The sequence below is a fragment of the Pseudacidovorax sp. genome, from assembly GCF_017991995.1.
In the GTDB taxonomy this organism is placed as follows: Bacteria; Pseudomonadota; Gammaproteobacteria; order Burkholderiales; family Burkholderiaceae_C; genus Xenophilus.
In genome coordinates this window covers 370543-386618 of sequence record NZ_JAGOPN010000003.1, presented here as the reverse complement: position 1 = coordinate 386618, position 16076 = coordinate 370543, and the positions used below count along the sequence as shown (strand labels likewise).

The following is a 16076-nucleotide window of genomic DNA, read 5'->3' as shown; positions in this document are numbered from 1 at the left end:
GTTATCCCTTCAGCGTGTCGAGTTCATCGACGTTGATGGTCGACTTGTTGCGGAACAGCAGCACCAGCAGTGCCAGGCCGATGGCCGATTCGGCCGCTGCCACGGTGAGGATGAAGAACACGAAGATCTGTCCGTGCAGGTCGCCGAGGTAGGAGGAGAAGGCGACGAAGTTCATGTTGACCGCCAACAGCATCAGTTCGATGCACATCAGCAGCACGATGAGGTTCTTGCGGTTGAGGAAGATGCCGATGACGGCCAGCGCAAACAGGATGGCGCCGAGCGACAGATAGTGGCCAAGGGTCAATGTCATCACTTGCTCTCCCCTTCCGCGGCAGGCGCGGCGGGCTGCGGGGCCTGGGTGGGCGACACCTTGATCACCTGCAGGCGGTCGCTGGCCCTCACATGGATCTGGTCCTTCACGTCCACGTAGCGCGTGTCCTTGCGGCGGCGCAGCGTGAGGGCGATGGCGGCGATCATGGCGACGACCAGGATCACGGCCGCGACCTGCACCGGGTACACGTACTCGCTGTAGAGCAGAAGGCCCAGGGCCTTGGTGTTGGACACCTGATTCGCGGCCGCCACGGTGTCGGCCGCGGAGGTCTGCAGGCGGAAGCCGCCCATCAGCACATAGGCCATCTCGAGCGCGATCACCACGCCGACGAGAGCGGCCAGCGGGAAGTGCTTCCAGAAGTTCTGGCGCAGATGGTCGACGTTGAGGTCAAGCATCATCACCACGAAGAGGAAGAGCACCATCACCGCGCCGAGGTACACCAGCACGAGCACGATGGCCAGGAACTCGGCCTTGAGCAGCAGCCACACAGCGGCGGCCTGCGAGAAGGCGAGCATCAGGTACAGCACCGCATGCACAGGATTGCGGGCGGTCACAACCCGGAAGGCTGCAAACAGCAGCACGACCGAGAACAGGTAGAAGAAGCCGGTCTTGGCGTCCATGGGTTTTTCTTTTCGCTTCGCCGGTTCAGCGGTACTTGGCGTCGGCCGCCTTGCTGGCCGCGATCTCTTGCTCGTAGCGGTCGCCCACCGCCAGCAGCATGTCCTTGGTGAAGTACAGGTCACCGCGCTTCTCGCCGTGGTACTCCAGGATGTGCGTCTCGACAATCGAGTCGACCGGGCAGCTCTCTTCGCAGAAGCCGCAGAAGATGCACTTGGTCAGGTCGATGTCGTAGCGGGTGGTGCGGCGGGTGCCATCGTCGCGCACGGCGGACTCGATGGTGATGGCCACGGCGGGGCACACGGCTTCGCAGAGCTTGCAGGCGATGCAGCGCTCCTCGCCGTTCTCGTAGCGGCGCAGGGCATGCAGGCCGCGGAAGCGCGGCGACAGGGGGGTCTTTTCTTCCGGGAACTGGACGGTCACCTTGCGGCGCAGCGCATAGCGCCCCGTCAGGGCCATGCCCTTGAACAGTTCCACGAGCATGAAGCTCTTGAAGAAGTCCTTGATCGAAAAAGGAGAAGCAGCGACGGCAGTCATTCGTGGTCCACCTTATTTCCAGATGTTCCAGGGCGTCTGCATCCAGCCGCCGACGATCAGCAGCCAGACCAGCGTGACGGGGATGAAGATCTTCCAGCCCAGGCGCATGATCTGGTCGTAGCGGAAGCGCGGGAACGTGCCGCGGATCCAGATGAACAGCGACAGCACGAAGAAGGTCTTCAGGCCCAGCCAGATCCAGCCGGGGATGAAGGCCAGGAAGCCCACCGGGGGCAGCCAGCCGCCCAGGAACATGAGCACGGCCAGGATCGACACGAGCCACATGCTGGCGTACTCGGCCAGGAAGAAGATCGCGAAGCCCATGCCCGAGTATTCGACCATGTGGCCGGCCACGATCTCGGCCTCGCCTTCCACCACATCGAAGGGGTGACGGTTGGTTTCGGCCACGCCCGAGATCAGGTAGACGATGAAGATGGGCAGCAGCGGCAGCCAGTTCCAGGACAGGAAGGACAGCCCCATGTCGGCAAAGGTGCCCTTGCCCTGCACGGCGACGATGTCGCCCAGGCTCAGGCTGCCCGACACCATGATCACCACGACGAAGCAGAAGCCCATCGCGATCTCGTAGCTCACCATCTGGGCCGAGGCGCGCAGCGCGCCCAGAAAGGCGTACTTCGAGTTCGAGGCCCAGCCGGCGATGATCACGCCGTACACCTCGATGGAGGTGATGGCCATGATCAGCAGGAGGCCGGCGTTGACGTTGGCGATGACTGCGTCAGGGCCGAAGGGAATGGCCACCCAGGCCGCCAGGGCCGGCATGATGGCCATGACCGGGCCGAGGCGGAACAGGCCGGAGCTGGCCGCCGTCGGGTTGATCAGTTCCTTGGTCAGCAGTTTGACCGCGTCGGCGATCGGCTGCAGCAGGCCGAAGGGGCCGACCCGGTTGGGTCCGTGGCGGACCTGGATCCAGCCGAGGAACTTGCGCTCCCACAGCGTGGCGTAGGCCACGGCGCCCAGCACGGGCAGCAGCACCGCAATGATCTTGAGCAGCGCCCAGATGACGGGCCAGCCGCCGGCCGTCCACCAGTGGGCGCCGATGAGGCCGTAGCCGGCGTTGTACAGCGCGTCGATCATGCCGACACCTCCTGTGCGGCGGCGGCGCGGCGGCCGTCGGTCGTCAGTTGCAGCGACGGTGCGCGGCGCACCAGCGAGTCCAGTTGGTAGATGGCGGCGGTGACCGGTGCGGCCTGTCCGGCGGCCGGGGCAGAAGCCAAGTCGACGGCCGGGGCGTCGTTGCTCAGGCGCTCCGCGGCGACGAAGTCTGCAGCGGACGAACCACGCACCTTGGCCATCACGTCCTGCGTCGACTCGAAGTCGAAACCCGACAGCCCCAGCAGGTTGCCCAGCACGCGTAGCACCTTCCACGCGGGACGTGCCTCGCCCAGGGGGCGCACCACGGCATGGAAGCTCTGGATGCGGCCTTCGGCATTGACGAAGGTGCCCGGCGTCTCGCTGAACGGCGCGATGGGCAGCAGCACGTCGCTGAATTCGAGGTTGGCCTTGAAGGGGCTCAGGGTGACCACCATCTGCGCCTGACCGAGTGCGTCCGCGGCACGCGCACCGGCGGCCGAATCGAACACCGGCTCGGTGTTGAGCAGTAGCGCCGCCTTGAGGCCGCCTGCCAGCATCTGGCCGGCGTTCAGGCCCTTGGCGCCGGGCTGGGCGTTGACCCACTGCGCGCCGACGGTGTTGGCCGCTTCCGTCAGGTAGCCGACGCTGGCGCCGGTCTGGGCGCCGATCCACTGGGCCAGTGCCAACAGCCGCGAAGCCTCGGCATGGTGCGCGGCGCCGTTGCCCAGCAGGATGGCCTTGCGCTCGCCGCCCACCAGAGCCTGCGCCACACCGCGCGCGGCATCGGTCACATCAGCCTGGGCGGGTGCGGCGACGCCCTTCTCTGCCGCCACGGCAGCGGCGATCCGGGCCAGAGCGCCGTACCAGTCGGCCGCGTCGACCTGCTGGAAGCCGGCCAGCGGAATGGCCCACGAGGCGTCGGCCGCCAGTTGCTCGGCTGATGCGATGGCAAACAGCTTGCCGCCCTTGCGCACCGACTGGCGGATGCGCTGCGCGAACAGCGGATGGTCCTTGCGCAGGTTGCTGCCGACAACCAGCACACGCTGCAGGTTCGACAGCGAGGCGATGGGGGTGCCCAGCCAGCGGATGCCACTGCCCACGTTGCCGAAATCGGCATGGCGCAGGCGGTGGTCGATGTTCTCGCTGCCGAGGCCACGCACCAGCGCGCCGGCCAGGGCCAGTTCTTCCACGGTGCTGTGCGGACTCACCAGCGCGCCGATGGCAGCGGCGCCGTGATCGCCCTTGATCTGCTTGAGGCCGTTGGCGACGTACTCGAGGGCCGTCTGCCAGTCCACGGCCTGCCACTGGCCGCCCTGCTTCAGCATGGGCTGCGTCAGGCGTTGTTCGCTGCCGAGGGCTTCATAGGAGAAGCGGTCGCGGTCGGCGATCCAGCACTCGTTGACGTCCTCGTTCTCCATCGGCAGAACGCGCATCACACGGTTGTTCTTGACCTGGACGATCAGGTTGGCGCCGGTGGAATCGTGCGGGCTCACCGACTTGCGGCGCGACAGTTCCCAAGTGCGGGCGCTGTAGCGGAAGGGCTTGCTCGTGAGCGCACCGACCGGGCAGATGTCGATCATGTTGCCCGACAGCTCGGAGTCGACGGTGTCGCCGACCACGGTGGTGATCTCGGAGTGCTCGCCCCGGTTCACCATGCCCAGTTCCATGATGCCGGCCACTTCCTGGCCAAAACGCACACAGCGGGTGCAGTGGATGCAGCGGCTCATCTCCTCCATGGAGATCAGCGGGCCGACGTCCTTGTGGAACACCACGCGCTTTTCTTCCTGGTAGCGCGAGGCGCCACCGCCGTAGCCCACCGCCAGATCTTGCAGCTGGCATTCGCCGCCCTGGTCGCAGATGGGGCAGTCCAGCGGATGGTTGATCAGCAGGAACTCCATGACCGACTTCTGGGCCTTGACGGCCTTGTCGGACTGGGTGCGCACGATCATGCCCTGCGTCACGGGCGTGGCGCAGGCCGGCATCGGCTTGGGCGCCTTCTCCACGTCCACCAGGCACATGCGGCAGTTGGCGGCGATGGAGAGCTTCTTGTGGTAGCAGAAATGCGGGATGTAGGTCCCGGCCTTGTCGGCCGCATGCATGACCATGCTGCCTTCGGCCACTTCGACCTTCTTGCCGTCGAGTTCGATTTCGATCATGTGAGGTTCTCGCTCCCCGCTCAGGCCTGGGCCGGCGTCTTCGGCACGTAGCCGGGCACCATGGCCTCGAACTCGTGACGGAAGTGCTTCAGCATGGCGCGCACGGGCATGGCCGCGGCATCGCCCAGCGCACAGATCGTGCGGCCCTGGATGTTGTCGGCCACGGAATTCAGCAGGTCCATGTCGGAGGCCCGGCCTTCGCCATGGTGGATGCGGTCGACCACGCGCCACAGCCAGCCCGTGCCTTCGCGGCAGGGCGTGCACTGGCCGCAGGACTCGTGCATGTAGAAGTACGACAGGCGCTTGAGCGACTCGACCATGCAGCGGCTGTCGTCCATCACGATGACAGCGCCCGAGCCCAGCATGGAGCCGGCCTTGGCGATGGAGTCGTAGTCCATCGTGCACGACATCATGATGTCGGCCGGCAGCACCGGGGCGGACGAGCCGCCCGGGATCACCGCCTTGAGCTTGCGGCCCTTGCGCACGCCGCCCGCCAGCTCCAGCAGCTTGGAGAAGGGCGTGCCCATCGGCACTTCATAGTTGCCGGGCAGCTCGACGTCGCCCGAGACCGAGTAGATCTTGGTGCCGCCGTTGTTGGGCTTGCCGCACTCCAGGTAGGCCTGGCCGCCATTGCGGATGATCCAGGGCACCGCCGCGAAGGTCTCGGTGTTGTTGATGGTGGTCGGCTTGCCGTACAGGCCGAAGCTGGCCGGGAAAGGCGGCTTGAAGCGCGGCTGGCCCTTCTTGCCTTCCAGCGACTCGAGCAGCGCCGTCTCTTCACCGCAGATGTAGGCGCCGAAGCCATGGTGCGCATGCAGCTGGAAGCTGAAGTTGCTGCCCATGATGTTGCCGCCCAGGTAGCCGGCGGCACGCGCTTCCTCCAGGGCCGCCTCGAAGCGTTCGTACACCTCGAAGATCTCGCCGTGGATGTAGTTGTAGCCCACGCTGATGCCCATGGCATACGCCGCGATCGCCATGCCTTCGATGACGATATGCGGGTTGAACATGAGGATGTCGCGGTCCTTGCAGGTGCCGGGCTCGCCTTCGTCCGAGTTGCAGACCAGGTACTTCTGGCCCGGGAACTGGCGGGGCATGAAGCTCCACTTCAGACCCGTCGGAAAGCCGGCGCCGCCGCGGCCGCGCAGGCCGGAGGTCTTGACCTCGGCGATCACTTGGTCCTGCGTCAGGCCCTCGGTGAGGATCTTGCGCAGCGCCTGGTAGCCGCCGCGCGCCTCATAGTCGGCGATGCTCCAGTTGGTGCCGTCCAGGCCGGCATAGATCTGCGGATCGATGTGGCGGCCGTGGAAGCAGGTCTGCACGCCGGTGGCGCGGAACTGCGATAGGACTTGGTCGGGGGTCATCAGCGCGTCTCCCCTTTGGGCTCGGCGGCACGCAGGCCGTCGACCAGTTGATCGAGCTTCTCGTTGCTCATGAAGCTGCACATGGTGCGGTCGTTCACCAGCATCACCGGGGAATCGGCGCAGGCGCCCAGGCATTCGCTCTGCTGCAGCGTGAACATGCCGTCGGCGGTGGTCTCGCCCATCTTGATGCCCAGCTTGGCTTCGAGGTGGTGCAGGGCCTTGTAGCCGTCGCGCAGCTGGCACGGCAGGTTGGTGCAGACGTTCAGCTTGAACTTGCCGACCGGGTGCTGGTTGTACATGTTGTAGAACGTGGTCACCTCGCGCGCCGCGATCTGGGGCATGCCCAGGTAGGCGGCCACGGCGGCCTCGTTCTCGTCGCTCACCCAGCCATAGACCTGCTGCACGATGGACAGGCAGGCCATCACGGCAGACTGGCGACCAGCGTCGCTGTCGGGGTACTTGGCCACTTCGCGGGCGAAGCGGTCCAGCACGTCCTGCGGCAGAGCCGCAGGGGCGATGGGAGGATTGTTGAGGGAGTCGCTCATCGATCGATCTCTCCGAAGACGATGTCCAGCGTGCCGATGATGGCCACGGTGTCGGCCAGCATGTGGCCGCGCGCCATCTCGTCGAGCGCGGCCAGGTGCACGAAGCCCGGCGGCCGGATCTTCAGGCGATAAGGCTTGTTGGCACCGTCGCTGACCAGGTAGATGCCGAACTCGCCCTTGGGATGCTCGACGGCGGCATAGGCCTCGCCCTCGGGCACGCGGAAGCCCTCGGTGAAGAGCTTGAAGTGGTGGATCAGCTCTTCCATGTTGGCCTTCATGGCCTCGCGCTTGGGAGCCGCCACCTTGTGGTTGTCGGTGATCACCGGGCCGGGGTTGGCCTTGAGCCACTTCACGCACTGGGCAATGATGCGGTTCGACTGGTGGAGCTCCTCCATGCGCACGAGGTAGCGGTCGTAGCAGTCGCCGGTCTTGCCCACCGGGATGTCGAAGTCAAGCTGGTCGTAGACATCGTAGGGCTGGGTCTTGCGCAGGTCCCAGGCGATGCCCGAGCCGCGCAGCATCGGGCCGGTCAGGCCCAGGTTGAGCGCACGATCGGCGTCCATGACGCCGATGCCCACGGTCCGCTGCTTCCAGATGCGGTTGTCGGTCAGCAGCGTGTGGTACTCGGCCAGGTAGGTATCGAAGCGCTTGGTGAAGTCTTCGAGGAAGTCCAGCAGCGAACCCTGGCGGTTCTCGTTCATGCGAGCGAGGGCCTTGGCGTTCTTGATCTTGCTGTGCTTGTACTGCGGCATGGTGTCCGGCAGGTCGCGGTACACGCCGCCCGGACGGAAGTAGGCCGCGTGCATCCGCGCGCCAGAGACGGCCTCGTAGGCGTCGAACAGGTCTTCGCGCTCGCGGAAGGCGTAGATCAGGATCGTGGAGCTGCCGCAGTCGTTGCCGTGCGAGCCCAGCCACATCAGGTGGTTGAGCATGCGCGTGATCTCCGAGAACATCACGCGGATGTACTGGGCGCGGATCGGCACTTCCAGGCCGAGCAGCTTCTCGATGGCCAGGCAGTAGGCATGCTCGTTGCACATCATGGACACGTAATCGAGACGGTCCATGTAGGGCAGCGACTGGATGAAGGTCTTGTGCTCGGCCAGCTTCTCGGTGGCGCGGTGCAGCAGGCCGATGTGCGGGTCGGCGCGTTGCACCACTTCGCCATCGAGCTCCAGCACCAGCCGCAGCACACCGTGCGCGGCCGGGTGCTGCGGCCCGAAATTGAGCGTGTAGTTCTTGATTTCAGCCATGGGTCGGTCGGGGGTTCAGTGCAGGCCGCCGTAGTGCTCTTCGCGGATCACGCGCGGCGTGATCTCGCGCGGCTCGATGGTCACCGGCTGATAGACCACGCGCTGCATCTGCTCGTCGTAGCGCATCTCGACATGGCCCGACAGCGGGAAGTCTTTGCGGAACGGGTGGCCGATGAAGCCGTAGTCGGTCAGGATTCGGCGCAGGTCCGGGTGGCCGTCGAAGACGATGCCATACAGGTCGAAGGCCTCGCGCTCGAACCAGTTGGCCGCGGCCCACAGTTCGTTGACGGAGGCGATCACAGGCAGGTCGTCGTCGGGGCAGAAGGCGCGCACGCGCACGCGCTGGTTGAGACTCACCGACAGCAGGTGCGCCACCACGGCGAAGCGCGGGCCTTCCCACACCTCGTCGCGCCAGGCGGAATAGTCCAGCCCGCACAGGTCGATGAGCTGCTCGAACTGCATGCCGGCGGTGTCGCGCAGCGTCTTCATCACGTCCAGGTAATTGGCGGCGCTGACGATGATCGTCACCTCGCCCAACGCGAGGCTGACCTCGCGCACCTTGTCGCCCAGGGCGAGTGCAAGCTGGTCCTTCAGGACCTGCGGATCAATGGCAATCGATGTCATGGGAGGGGCGCGCTCAGGCACGCGCGATGGTGTTGGTGCGGCGCACCTTCTGCTGCAGCTGGATGATCCCGTAGATCAGCGCCTCGGCCGTCGGCGGGCAGCCGGGCACGTAGACGTCGACCGGCACGATGCGATCGCAGCCGCGCACCACCGAATAGCTGTAGTGGTAGTAGCCGCCGCCGTTGGCGCAGGAACCCATGGAGAGCACCCAGCGCGGCTCGGCCATCTGGTCATACACCTTGCGCAGGGCAGGCGCCATCTTGTTGCACAGCGTGCCGGCCACGATCATCAGATCGGATTGGCGCGGACTGGCCCGGAACACTTCGGCGCCGAAGCGGCCGATGTCGTAGCGGGCCGCGGCCGCGTGCATCATCTCGACCGCGCAGCACGCAAGACCGAAGGTCATGGGCCACAGAGAGCCCGTCTTCGCCCAGTTCACCACTGCGTCATAGGACGTGGTGATGAAGCCTTCCTTGAATACACCTTCAATGGCCATGGCCAGCTTTTCCTCTCGGGTTGCTTCGCCTCATTCCCAGTCCAGCGCGCCCTTTTTCCACTCGTAGGCAAAGCCCACGACGAGGATGGCCAGGAACACCACCGCCGCCCAGAAGCCCAGCGGACCCACTTCCTTGAAGGCGACGGCCCACGGGAAGAGGAAGGCGATTTCCAGGTCGAAGAGGATGAAGAGAATGGCGACGAGGTAGTAGCGGACGTCGAACTGCATGCGGGCGTTCTCGAACGCCTCGAAGCCGCACTCGTAAGGGGAATTCTTGGCCGCGTCGGGCCGGTTCGGGCCCAGAACGAAACCCAGAACTTGCGGGAGTATGCCTACCGCCACCCCCACCAGAATGAACAACAGAACGGGAAGGTAGGTCGCGAGGTTCATCGGGGGGCTCTATCACCGCTTGCCACCGACTGATGCCCTGACCCGTTGCGGGCGGCGCATCAGCCGGTGCAGATTGGTGCCGTCGGCGAGACTCGAACTCGCACAGCTTTCGCCACTACCCCCTCAAGATAGCGTGTCTACCAATTTCACCACGACGGCGGTTTACGCTTGCCCCGGATGGCATGAGGAACCAAGAAGGTTATTGGCTTTCCGGGGCAGCCTTGGAGTTTACCCTGAAATGCCCCGATTTGGACAGGACTGCATCACAAAGTGATGCCCGGGGCATGCCTGTATCACTTGGCCGGGATCTGGGCCGCGTCCGAAGCGGGCGCAGCAGGTGCGGGCACGGCATTGCCGGCCGGGATCTGAGAAGCCGGCGCCGTGAGGGGTGCCCGCTCGAGCAGGCTGTCGCCGCCGGCCGCCCGCGGCGTGCCGAAATAGGCCAGCAGCAGCGTGCAGGCGAAGAACAGGGCGGCCAGCACGGCCGTGGTCCGCGACAGGAAGTTGGCACTGCCGCTGGCACCGAACAGGCTGCCGGCGCTGCCGCTGCCGAACGCGGCGCCCATGTCGGCGCCCTTGCCGTGCTGCAGGAGGATCAGGCCCACCATGGCGATGGCGGCCAGGATCTGCACGGCGATGAGGATGTTGTGGACGATGGTCATGTGTGGAGAACTCCTTGAAGGGTGCGATCGCGTCAGCGCGCGGCCGCGATGATCTGGAGGAAGTCGGGTGCCTTGAGCGAAGCACCGCCGATGAGGCCGCCGTCGATGTCCGGCTGCGCCAGCAACGACGCGGCATTGGCGGCGTTCATACTGCCACCGTAGAGGATGCGGATCCGTGCGGCAGCATCGCCGGCCGCATGCTGCAGTTGCGCGCGCAGCACGGCGTGCACAGCCTGCGCCTCTTCCGGCGTGGCGGTCTTGCCCGTACCGATGGCCCAGACGGGCTCGTAGGCGACGACGATCTCGCTGATGCAGTGGCCGTTGGCATGGATCACGGCAGCCAGTTGGCGCCGAACCACGTCTTCCGTCTGGCCGGCTTCGCGCTCGGCCAAGGTCTCGCCCACGCACACGATGGGCGTGATGCCGCCGGCCAGCGCGGCGGCGGCCTTGGCGGCCACCACTTCGTCGGTCTCGCCGTGGTACTGGCGGCGCTCTGAATGGCCGACGATGGCATAGCCCACGCCGAAGTCCTTCAGCATGGACACGGACTGCTCGCCCGTGTAGGCGCCCTGCACATGGGCCGACACGTCCTGCGCGCCGAGCGCGATGGGCGAGCCCTGCGTCAGCACCTGCACCTGCGCCAGATAGGGCGCGGGCACGCACACCGCGACATCGCACACCGGCTGGCCCACTCCCTGACGAAGCGCACCGACGAGCGCCTCGTTGGCGGCCAGGCCGCCATTCATCTTCCAGTTGCCAGCAATGAGTTGTTTTTTCTTGCTCATGGTTCTTGATGGATAACCTGCTTGCCCCTCACCAGGTCAGCACGATCTTGCCGATGTGCTGATTGGACTGCATCAGCGCATGGGCCTTGGCCGCATCCGCGGCCTCGAATGTGGAATGGATCACCGGCTGCACGCCTTTGCGCGTAGCCAGCAGCGGCCAGACCTTCTCGCGCAGGCTGCGCGCGATGGCCGCCTTGAAGGCGACCGGACGCGGGCGCAGCGTGGAGCCCGTGATCGTCAGCCGACGGCGCAGCACCAGCCCGGCGTTGAAACCGCTCTCGATGCCGCCCTGCACGGCAATGATCACCAGCCGGCCGTCCTCGGCCAGGCAGCCCACTTCGCGCGCCACGTAGTCGCCAGCGACCATGTCGAGGATCACGTCCGCGCCGCGGCCGCCGGTGATGCGTTTGACCTCTTCGGCGAAGTCCTGCTCGCGGTAGTTGATCGCATGATCGGCACCCAGGGACAGGCAGGCCTTGCACTTGTCGGCACTGCCCGCCGTGGCGATCACGGTCGCGCCGAATGCCTTGGCCAGCTGAATGGCCGTCACGCCGATGCCGCTCGTACCACCCTGCACCAGGAAGGTCTCGCCCTGCTGCAGTCGACCGCGGTCGAAGACGTTGCTCCAGACGGTGAAGAAGGTCTCCGGCAGCGCTGCCGCCTCGACGTCCGACCAGCCCTCAGGCACGGGCAGGCATTGGCCGATGGGCGCGACGCACAGCTGCGCATAGCCGCCGCCAGCGACCAGCGCGCACACGCGGTCACCCAGCTTGAAGCCGGCCTGCGCCAGCTCGGCCGCATCGCCGCCGACGATCTCGCCGGCGACTTCCAGGCCCGGCAGGTCCGACGCACCCGGCGGCACCGGGTATTGGCCCATGCGCTGCAGCACATCGGGCCGGTTCACACCGCTGGCCGCGACGCGGATCAGCAGCTCGCCGGCGCCCGGCTGCGGATCGTCGCGCGTGCACAGGCGCAGCACCTCGGGGGCGCCATGGCTGCTGATCTCGACGGCTTTCATGCGATCTCCTGTTCAGGGCAGTGATGGACGAAAGCCGGCAGGCCACGCGAGGTGGTCTGCCGGCCTCCGATCAAGGCCGATCAGCCTTGCTGATCGGGCGCCAGGGCGCCGCCTTGGGCGCCCTGCGGTGCGGCCTGCTGCTGTTGTGCCGCCGCTGCGGCCGCCGCGTCAGCCGTGGGCTCCTGGCTGTTGCCGGGCTCCACACGCGGCTGGCGCTCTTCGCGCGGCGGACGGTCACGGCGATCACCACGGTCGCCGCGATCACCACGCTCGCGACGATCGCCACGGTCTTCGCGCGGCGGGCGGTCGCCGAACTCGGGCATGCCGGCCGGACGCTCGGCCAGCGCCTTCATCGACAGCTTGACGCGGCCCTTGTCGTCGGTCTCGAGCACCTTGACCTTCACGATCTGGCCTTCGCTGAGGTAGTCGGTGACCTTCTCGACACGCTCGTGGGCGATCTGGCTGATGTGCAGCAGGCCGTCCTTGCCGGGCAGCAGGTTGATCAGCGCGCCGAAGTCCAGGATCTTGGTGACCGGGCCTTCGTAGATCTTGCCGATCTCGACTTCGGCCGTGATCTGCTCGATGCGCTGCTTGGCCACGTCGGCCTTGGCGGCGTCGGTCGCCGCGATGGTGATGGTGCCGTCTTCCTCGATGTTGATCTGGCAACCGGTCTCTTCGGTCAGCGCGCGGATGGTGGCGCCGCCCTTGCCGATCACGTCGCGGATCTTCTCGGGGTTGATCTTCATCGTGTAGAGCTTGGGCGCGAAGGACGAGATCTCGGCCTTGGCCTCGCCCATGGCGTCCTGCATCTTGCCCAGGATGTGCATGCGCGCTTCCTTGGCCTGGGCCAGGGCGACCTGCATGATTTCCTTGGTGATGCCCTGGATCTTGATGTCCATCTGCAGGGCGGTGATGCCGTTGGTCGTGCCGGCCACCTTGAAGTCCATGTCGCCCAGGTGATCTTCATCGCCCAGGATGTCGGTCAGCACGGCGAACTTGTTGCCGTCCTTGATCAGGCCCATGGCGATGCCGGCCACGTGCGCCTTCAGCGGCACGCCGGCGTCCATCATCGACAGGCAGCCGCCGCACACCGAGGCCATCGACGAGGAGCCGTTGGATTCGGTGATCTCGCTGACCACGCGGATGGTGTAGGGGAACTCGTCCTTCTGCGGCAGCACGGCCACCAGGGCACGCTTGGCCAGACGGCCGTGGCCCACTTCGCGGCGCTTGGTGGAGCCCATGCGGCCCACTTCGCCGGTGGCGAAGGGAGGCATGTTGTAGTGAAACAGGAAGCGGTCCTCGAACTCGCCGGCCAGCGCGTCGATGCGCTGCGCGTCGCGCTCGGTGCCCAGGGTGGTCACGACCAGCGCCTGCGTCTCGCCGCGGGTGAACAGGGCCGAGCCGTGGGTGCGGGGCAGCACGCTGTTGCGGATCTCGATGGGGCGCACGGTGCGCGTGTCGCGGCCGTCGATGCGGGGCTCGCCCTGCAGGATCTGGCTGCGCACGATGTTGGCCTCGATGGCGAACAGCAGGTCGCTGACCTTGCCGGCGTCGAACTCGGCGCCTTCGGCCTTCAGTGCCTCGAAGACGCTGGCATTGGCTTCGCGCAGGGCCTGCGTGCGGGCCTGCTTGCTGCGGATCTGGTAGACGGCACGCAGCTTCTCTTCAGCCAGGCCCTTGATCTTGGATTCGAAGGCCTCGTCCTTGGCTTCGGGCGCCCAGGTGCCGTTCTCGGTCCACAGCGGCTTGCCGGCTTCACGGGTCAGCTGGTGGATGGCCTCGATGGCGATCTTGCCCTGCTCGTGGCCGAAGACCACGGCGCCCAGCATGATCTCTTCGGACAGTTGCAGCGCTTCGGATTCGACCATCAGCACGGCGGCTTCGGTACCGGCGACCACCAGATCCATCTGCGAGTCGGCACGGGCGGTCTTGCCCGGGTTCAGCACGTACTGGCCGTTGATGTAGCCCACGCGCGCGGCACCGATCGGGCCGCTGAACGGAATGCCCGAGACCGACAGGGCGGCGCTCACGGCGATCATGGCGGCGATGTCGGCGTCGACTTCGGGGTTGAGCGACAGCGTGTGGATCACCACGTGCACTTCGTTCAGGAAGCCTTCGGGGAACAGCGGGCGGATCGGGCGGTCGATCAGGCGGCTGGTCAGCGTCTCGAGTTCGCTGGGCTTGGCTTCGCGCTTGAAGAAGCTGCCGGGGATCTTGCCGGCGGCGTAGGTCTTCTCGATGTAGTCGACGGTCAGCGGGAAGAAGTCCTGGCCCGGCTTGGCCGACTTGGAGGCGACGACGGTGGCCAGCACCACGGTGCCGTCGATGTCCACCAGCACGGCGCCGGTGGCCTGGCGGGCGATCTCGCCGGTTTCCATGACGACGGTCTTGTCGCCCCACTGGAAGCTCTTGGTGACTTTGTTGAAGAGGCTCATGCTCTGCTCCTTGGGTGGTGCGGAGCCGGCGTCGAGGCCGGTCCGCGGGTGGCGGAGCGCAGGGGCGGAACACGATGCCATTCCAGCGAAGCCCTCGCGCGAGGGGCCCGTTGGAATGACACAGCTTCGATCCGTTCTGCGGTCTCCGAAGTTAAAAACGCCTGAGCTAGCGGGCTAACTCAGGCGTTCGTGCGATGCGAAGCGGCTTACTTGCGCAGGCCCAGCTTGGCGATCAGGGCGGTGTAGCGTTCGGCGTCCTTGGACTTCAGGTAGTCCAGCAGCTTGCGGCGGCGGCTCACCATGCGCAGCAGGCCGCGGCGACCGTGATGGTCCTTGGCATGCTGCTTGAAGTGGGGGGTCAGCTCGTTGATGCGAGCCGTGAGCAGGGCAACCTGCACTTCGGGACTACCGGTGTCGTTGGCAGCGCGGGCATTGGCCTTGACGACCTCGGCCTTCTTTTCGAAAGAAATCATGATGATGTGTCCTGTGATTCCCGACCTGAGGCGGCCTGCGGGGTTGAGACGCATGGCCGTGGGCGCGGGGTTGTTGACTTGCGGCACTCCCTGGAACCGGGGGTGCCGTGGAGCTTTGCAACGCGCAAAGCCTTGAAATTCTAGCAGTTTCTGGTCAGCCAACCCGAAAGCCGCTCCACGCCCTGCACCAGCCGGCCGGTGTCCCGCGAGGCGAAACACCAGCGCAGCCAGCCCTGCGCCTCCGGCGCGAAGGCATTGCCGGGCGCCAGGCCAAGGCCGGCTTCGGTCACCAGGCGCTTGGCCAGCGCCAGCGAATCGGCCGCGCCCTCGACCTGGAAGAAGGCGTACATGCCGCCCTTGGCGGCCGACACCTTCAGGCCCCGCAGGCGCTGCAGCAGCGGCACCAGCGTGTCGCGGCAGGATTGCAGGTGCGCCACCACCCGCGGGGTGATTTCGGCCTCGTGTGCCAGGGCGGCGATGCCGGCGCGCTGGCTGAACACGCTGGCGCAGGAGGTGTTGAACTCGATCAGCTTGCCGACGTTGTCCAACAGCGCCGGCGGCACCACCAGCCAGCCCAGCCGCCAGCCGGTCATCAGGAAGCTCTTGGAAAAGCTGTGCGCCACCACCAGCCGGTCGTCGGCGGTGGCGATGTCCAGGAAGCTGGGCGCGCAGCCGTTGGCGGTGTCGCCGGCGTAATAGAGCCGCTCGTAGACCTCGTCCGCCAGGATCCAGGTGCCGGTGGCGCGGCAGTGCTCCAGGATGGCCTGCTGCTCGGCCCGCGTGAGCGTCCAGCCGGTCGGGTTGTTGGGCGCGTTCAGGATCAGCAGGCGCGTGGCGGGCGTTACGGCGGCGCGCAGGGCCGCCAGGTCCAGCGTCCAGGTGCCGTCGACCGGCGCCAGTGGCAGGCAGCGCACCGTGGCGCCCAGGATGGCCGGCTGCGCCGTCAGGTTGGGCCAGACCGGCGTCACCGCCACCACCTCGTCGCCCGGGTCCACCAGCGCCTGCACGGCGATCATGAGCGCGCTGACGCCGCCGGAGGTGACGGCGATGCGTTCCATGCCCACGGCCGGGTGCAGCCGCGAGGCATAGCGCGCGATGGCTTCGCGCAGCTCGGGCAGGCCCAGGTTGTGGGCGTAGAAGGTCTCGCCGCGCTCGATGGAGTCGATGGCGGCCCGGCGCACCGGCTCGGGCGTGACTTCGTCGCTCTCGCCGAACCAGAAGGCCAGCACGTCGCTGCGGCCCATGCCGGCGTTGGCGACTTCGCGGATCTTGGAGGCTTCGAGGTTGTCGATGGCTTGGCGCATGGGTG

The 16076-nt window shown here is 66.5% G+C and carries 17 protein-coding genes and 1 tRNA gene; all 18 read right to left on the bottom strand.

From position 1 onward, the window contains the following. Position 1: 1 nt before the first annotated feature. Positions 2–310: an NADH-quinone oxidoreductase subunit NuoK gene (gene nuoK / locus KBC94_RS06400; RefSeq protein ID WP_294367580.1), complete on the bottom strand. Its 309-nt coding sequence runs from the start codon at positions 308–310 to the stop codon at positions 2–4. After that, the gene (locus KBC94_RS06395) at positions 310–951 is read right to left on the bottom strand and encodes an NADH-quinone oxidoreductase subunit J (protein WP_294367578.1); all 642 of its coding nucleotides are present in this window, start codon (positions 949–951) and stop codon (positions 310–312) included. Before KBC94_RS06395 ends, nuoK begins: the two co-directional genes overlap by 1 nt. A 25-nt stretch (positions 952–976) precedes the next feature. Further along, positions 977–1486, bottom strand: a complete 510-nt coding sequence (nuoI, locus tag KBC94_RS06390) for an NADH-quinone oxidoreductase subunit NuoI (protein WP_058641599.1) — start codon at positions 1484–1486, stop codon at positions 977–979. Between the two features lie 12 nt (positions 1487–1498). Beyond that, entirely contained in the window at positions 1499–2575 is a 1077-nt protein-coding gene (gene nuoH / locus KBC94_RS06385; RefSeq protein ID WP_234196621.1) for an NADH-quinone oxidoreductase subunit NuoH, read from the bottom strand. Next, entirely contained in the window at positions 2572–4728 is a 2157-nt protein-coding gene (nuoG, locus tag KBC94_RS06380) for an NADH-quinone oxidoreductase subunit NuoG (protein WP_294367567.1), read from the bottom strand. The genes nuoH and nuoG overlap by 4 nt, the downstream gene beginning before the upstream one ends. 20 nt (positions 4729–4748) lie before the next feature. Beyond that, positions 4749–6089 carry an NADH-quinone oxidoreductase subunit NuoF gene (gene nuoF, locus KBC94_RS06375; RefSeq protein WP_294367564.1) on the bottom strand — a complete coding sequence of 447 codons (1341 nt, stop codon included), beginning with the start codon at positions 6087–6089 and terminating at the stop codon, positions 4749–4751. After that, on the bottom strand, positions 6089–6634 hold the full coding sequence (locus KBC94_RS06370; RefSeq protein ID WP_288407935.1) for an NAD(P)H-dependent oxidoreductase subunit E: 546 nt from the start codon (positions 6632–6634) through the stop codon (positions 6089–6091). The genes nuoF and KBC94_RS06370 overlap by 1 nt, the downstream gene beginning before the upstream one ends. Further along, on the bottom strand, positions 6631–7884 hold the full coding sequence (locus KBC94_RS06365) for an NADH-quinone oxidoreductase subunit D (RefSeq protein ID WP_294367558.1): 1254 nt from the start codon (positions 7882–7884) through the stop codon (positions 6631–6633). The genes KBC94_RS06370 and KBC94_RS06365 overlap by 4 nt, the downstream gene beginning before the upstream one ends. Before the next feature lie 15 nt (positions 7885–7899). After that, on the bottom strand, positions 7900–8508 hold the full coding sequence (locus tag KBC94_RS06360; protein ID WP_294367557.1) for an NADH-quinone oxidoreductase subunit C: 609 nt from the start codon (positions 8506–8508) through the stop codon (positions 7900–7902). Between the two features lie 13 nt (positions 8509–8521). Then, complete coding sequence (locus KBC94_RS06355) at positions 8522–9004, bottom strand: NADH-quinone oxidoreductase subunit B family protein (protein WP_017756931.1); 483 nt, start codon at positions 9002–9004, stop codon at positions 8522–8524. A 30-nt stretch (positions 9005–9034) separates the two neighbouring features. After that, positions 9035–9394: an NADH-quinone oxidoreductase subunit A gene (locus tag KBC94_RS06350; protein WP_017756932.1), complete on the bottom strand. Its 360-nt coding sequence runs from the start codon at positions 9392–9394 to the stop codon at positions 9035–9037. A gap of 74 nt (positions 9395–9468) precedes the next feature. Then, positions 9469–9553, bottom strand: a tRNA-Leu gene (locus KBC94_RS06345). 134 nt (positions 9554–9687) lie between these two features. Continuing rightward, complete coding sequence (gene secG / locus KBC94_RS06340) at positions 9688–10056, bottom strand: preprotein translocase subunit SecG (RefSeq protein ID WP_294367553.1); 369 nt, start codon at positions 10054–10056, stop codon at positions 9688–9690. Between the two features lie 32 nt (positions 10057–10088). After that, positions 10089–10841 (bottom strand): triose-phosphate isomerase, encoded by a 753-nt coding sequence (tpiA, locus tag KBC94_RS06335; protein ID WP_294367551.1) that lies wholly within the window; start codon positions 10839–10841, stop codon positions 10089–10091. A gap of 28 nt (positions 10842–10869) precedes the next feature. Beyond that, positions 10870–11859: an NAD(P)H-quinone oxidoreductase gene (locus KBC94_RS06330; protein ID WP_294367548.1), complete on the bottom strand. Its 990-nt coding sequence runs from the start codon at positions 11857–11859 to the stop codon at positions 10870–10872. Between the two features lie 80 nt (positions 11860–11939). Beyond that, positions 11940–14294 (bottom strand): polyribonucleotide nucleotidyltransferase, encoded by a 2355-nt coding sequence (gene pnp, locus KBC94_RS06325; RefSeq protein WP_294367546.1) that lies wholly within the window; start codon positions 14292–14294, stop codon positions 11940–11942. Between the two features lie 206 nt (positions 14295–14500). Then, positions 14501–14767 (bottom strand): 30S ribosomal protein S15, encoded by a 267-nt coding sequence (rpsO, locus tag KBC94_RS06320; RefSeq protein ID WP_017756937.1) that lies wholly within the window; start codon positions 14765–14767, stop codon positions 14501–14503. Between the two features lie 140 nt (positions 14768–14907). Next, the gene (locus KBC94_RS06315; RefSeq protein ID WP_294367541.1) at positions 14908–16071 is read right to left on the bottom strand and encodes a pyridoxal phosphate-dependent aminotransferase; all 1164 of its coding nucleotides are present in this window, start codon (positions 16069–16071) and stop codon (positions 14908–14910) included. Between the last annotated feature and the right edge of the window lie 5 nt (positions 16072–16076).

Bases quoted from the DNA above. Each gene is read 5' to 3' on its own strand.
- nuoK (WP_294367580.1), bottom strand. From the start codon at position 310: ATGACATTGACCCTTGGCCACTATCTGTCGCTCGGCGCCATCCTGTTT.
- KBC94_RS06395 (WP_294367578.1), bottom strand. From the start codon at position 951: ATGGACGCCAAGACCGGCTTCTTCTACCTGTTCTCGGTCGTGCTGCTG.
- nuoI (WP_058641599.1), bottom strand. From the start codon at position 1,486: ATGACTGCCGTCGCTGCTTCTCCTTTTTCGATCAAGGACTTCTTCAAG.
- nuoH (WP_234196621.1), bottom strand. From the start codon at position 2,575: ATGATCGACGCGCTGTACAACGCCGGCTACGGCCTCATCGGCGCCCAC.
- nuoG (WP_294367567.1), bottom strand. From the start codon at position 4,728: ATGATCGAAATCGAACTCGACGGCAAGAAGGTCGAAGTGGCCGAAGGC.
- nuoF (WP_294367564.1), bottom strand. From the start codon at position 6,089: ATGACCCCCGACCAAGTCCTATCGCAGTTCCGCGCCACCGGCGTGCAG.
- KBC94_RS06370 (WP_288407935.1), bottom strand. From the start codon at position 6,634: ATGAGCGACTCCCTCAACAATCCTCCCATCGCCCCTGCGGCTCTGCCG.
- KBC94_RS06365 (WP_294367558.1), bottom strand. From the start codon at position 7,884: ATGGCTGAAATCAAGAACTACACGCTCAATTTCGGGCCGCAGCACCCG.
- KBC94_RS06360 (WP_294367557.1), bottom strand. From the start codon at position 8,508: ATGACATCGATTGCCATTGATCCGCAGGTCCTGAAGGACCAGCTTGCA.
- KBC94_RS06355 (WP_017756931.1), bottom strand. From the start codon at position 9,004: ATGGCCATTGAAGGTGTATTCAAGGAAGGCTTCATCACCACGTCCTAT.
- KBC94_RS06350 (WP_017756932.1), bottom strand. From the start codon at position 9,394: ATGAACCTCGCGACCTACCTTCCCGTTCTGTTGTTCATTCTGGTGGGG.
- secG (WP_294367553.1), bottom strand. From the start codon at position 10,056: ATGACCATCGTCCACAACATCCTCATCGCCGTGCAGATCCTGGCCGCC.
- tpiA (WP_294367551.1), bottom strand. From the start codon at position 10,841: ATGAGCAAGAAAAAACAACTCATTGCTGGCAACTGGAAGATGAATGGC.
- KBC94_RS06330 (WP_294367548.1), bottom strand. From the start codon at position 11,859: ATGAAAGCCGTCGAGATCAGCAGCCATGGCGCCCCCGAGGTGCTGCGC.
- pnp (WP_294367546.1), bottom strand. From the start codon at position 14,294: ATGAGCCTCTTCAACAAAGTCACCAAGAGCTTCCAGTGGGGCGACAAG.
- rpsO (WP_017756937.1), bottom strand. From the start codon at position 14,767: ATGATTTCTTTCGAAAAGAAGGCCGAGGTCGTCAAGGCCAATGCCCGC.
- KBC94_RS06315 (WP_294367541.1), bottom strand. From the start codon at position 16,071: ATGCGCCAAGCCATCGACAACCTCGAAGCCTCCAAGATCCGCGAAGTC.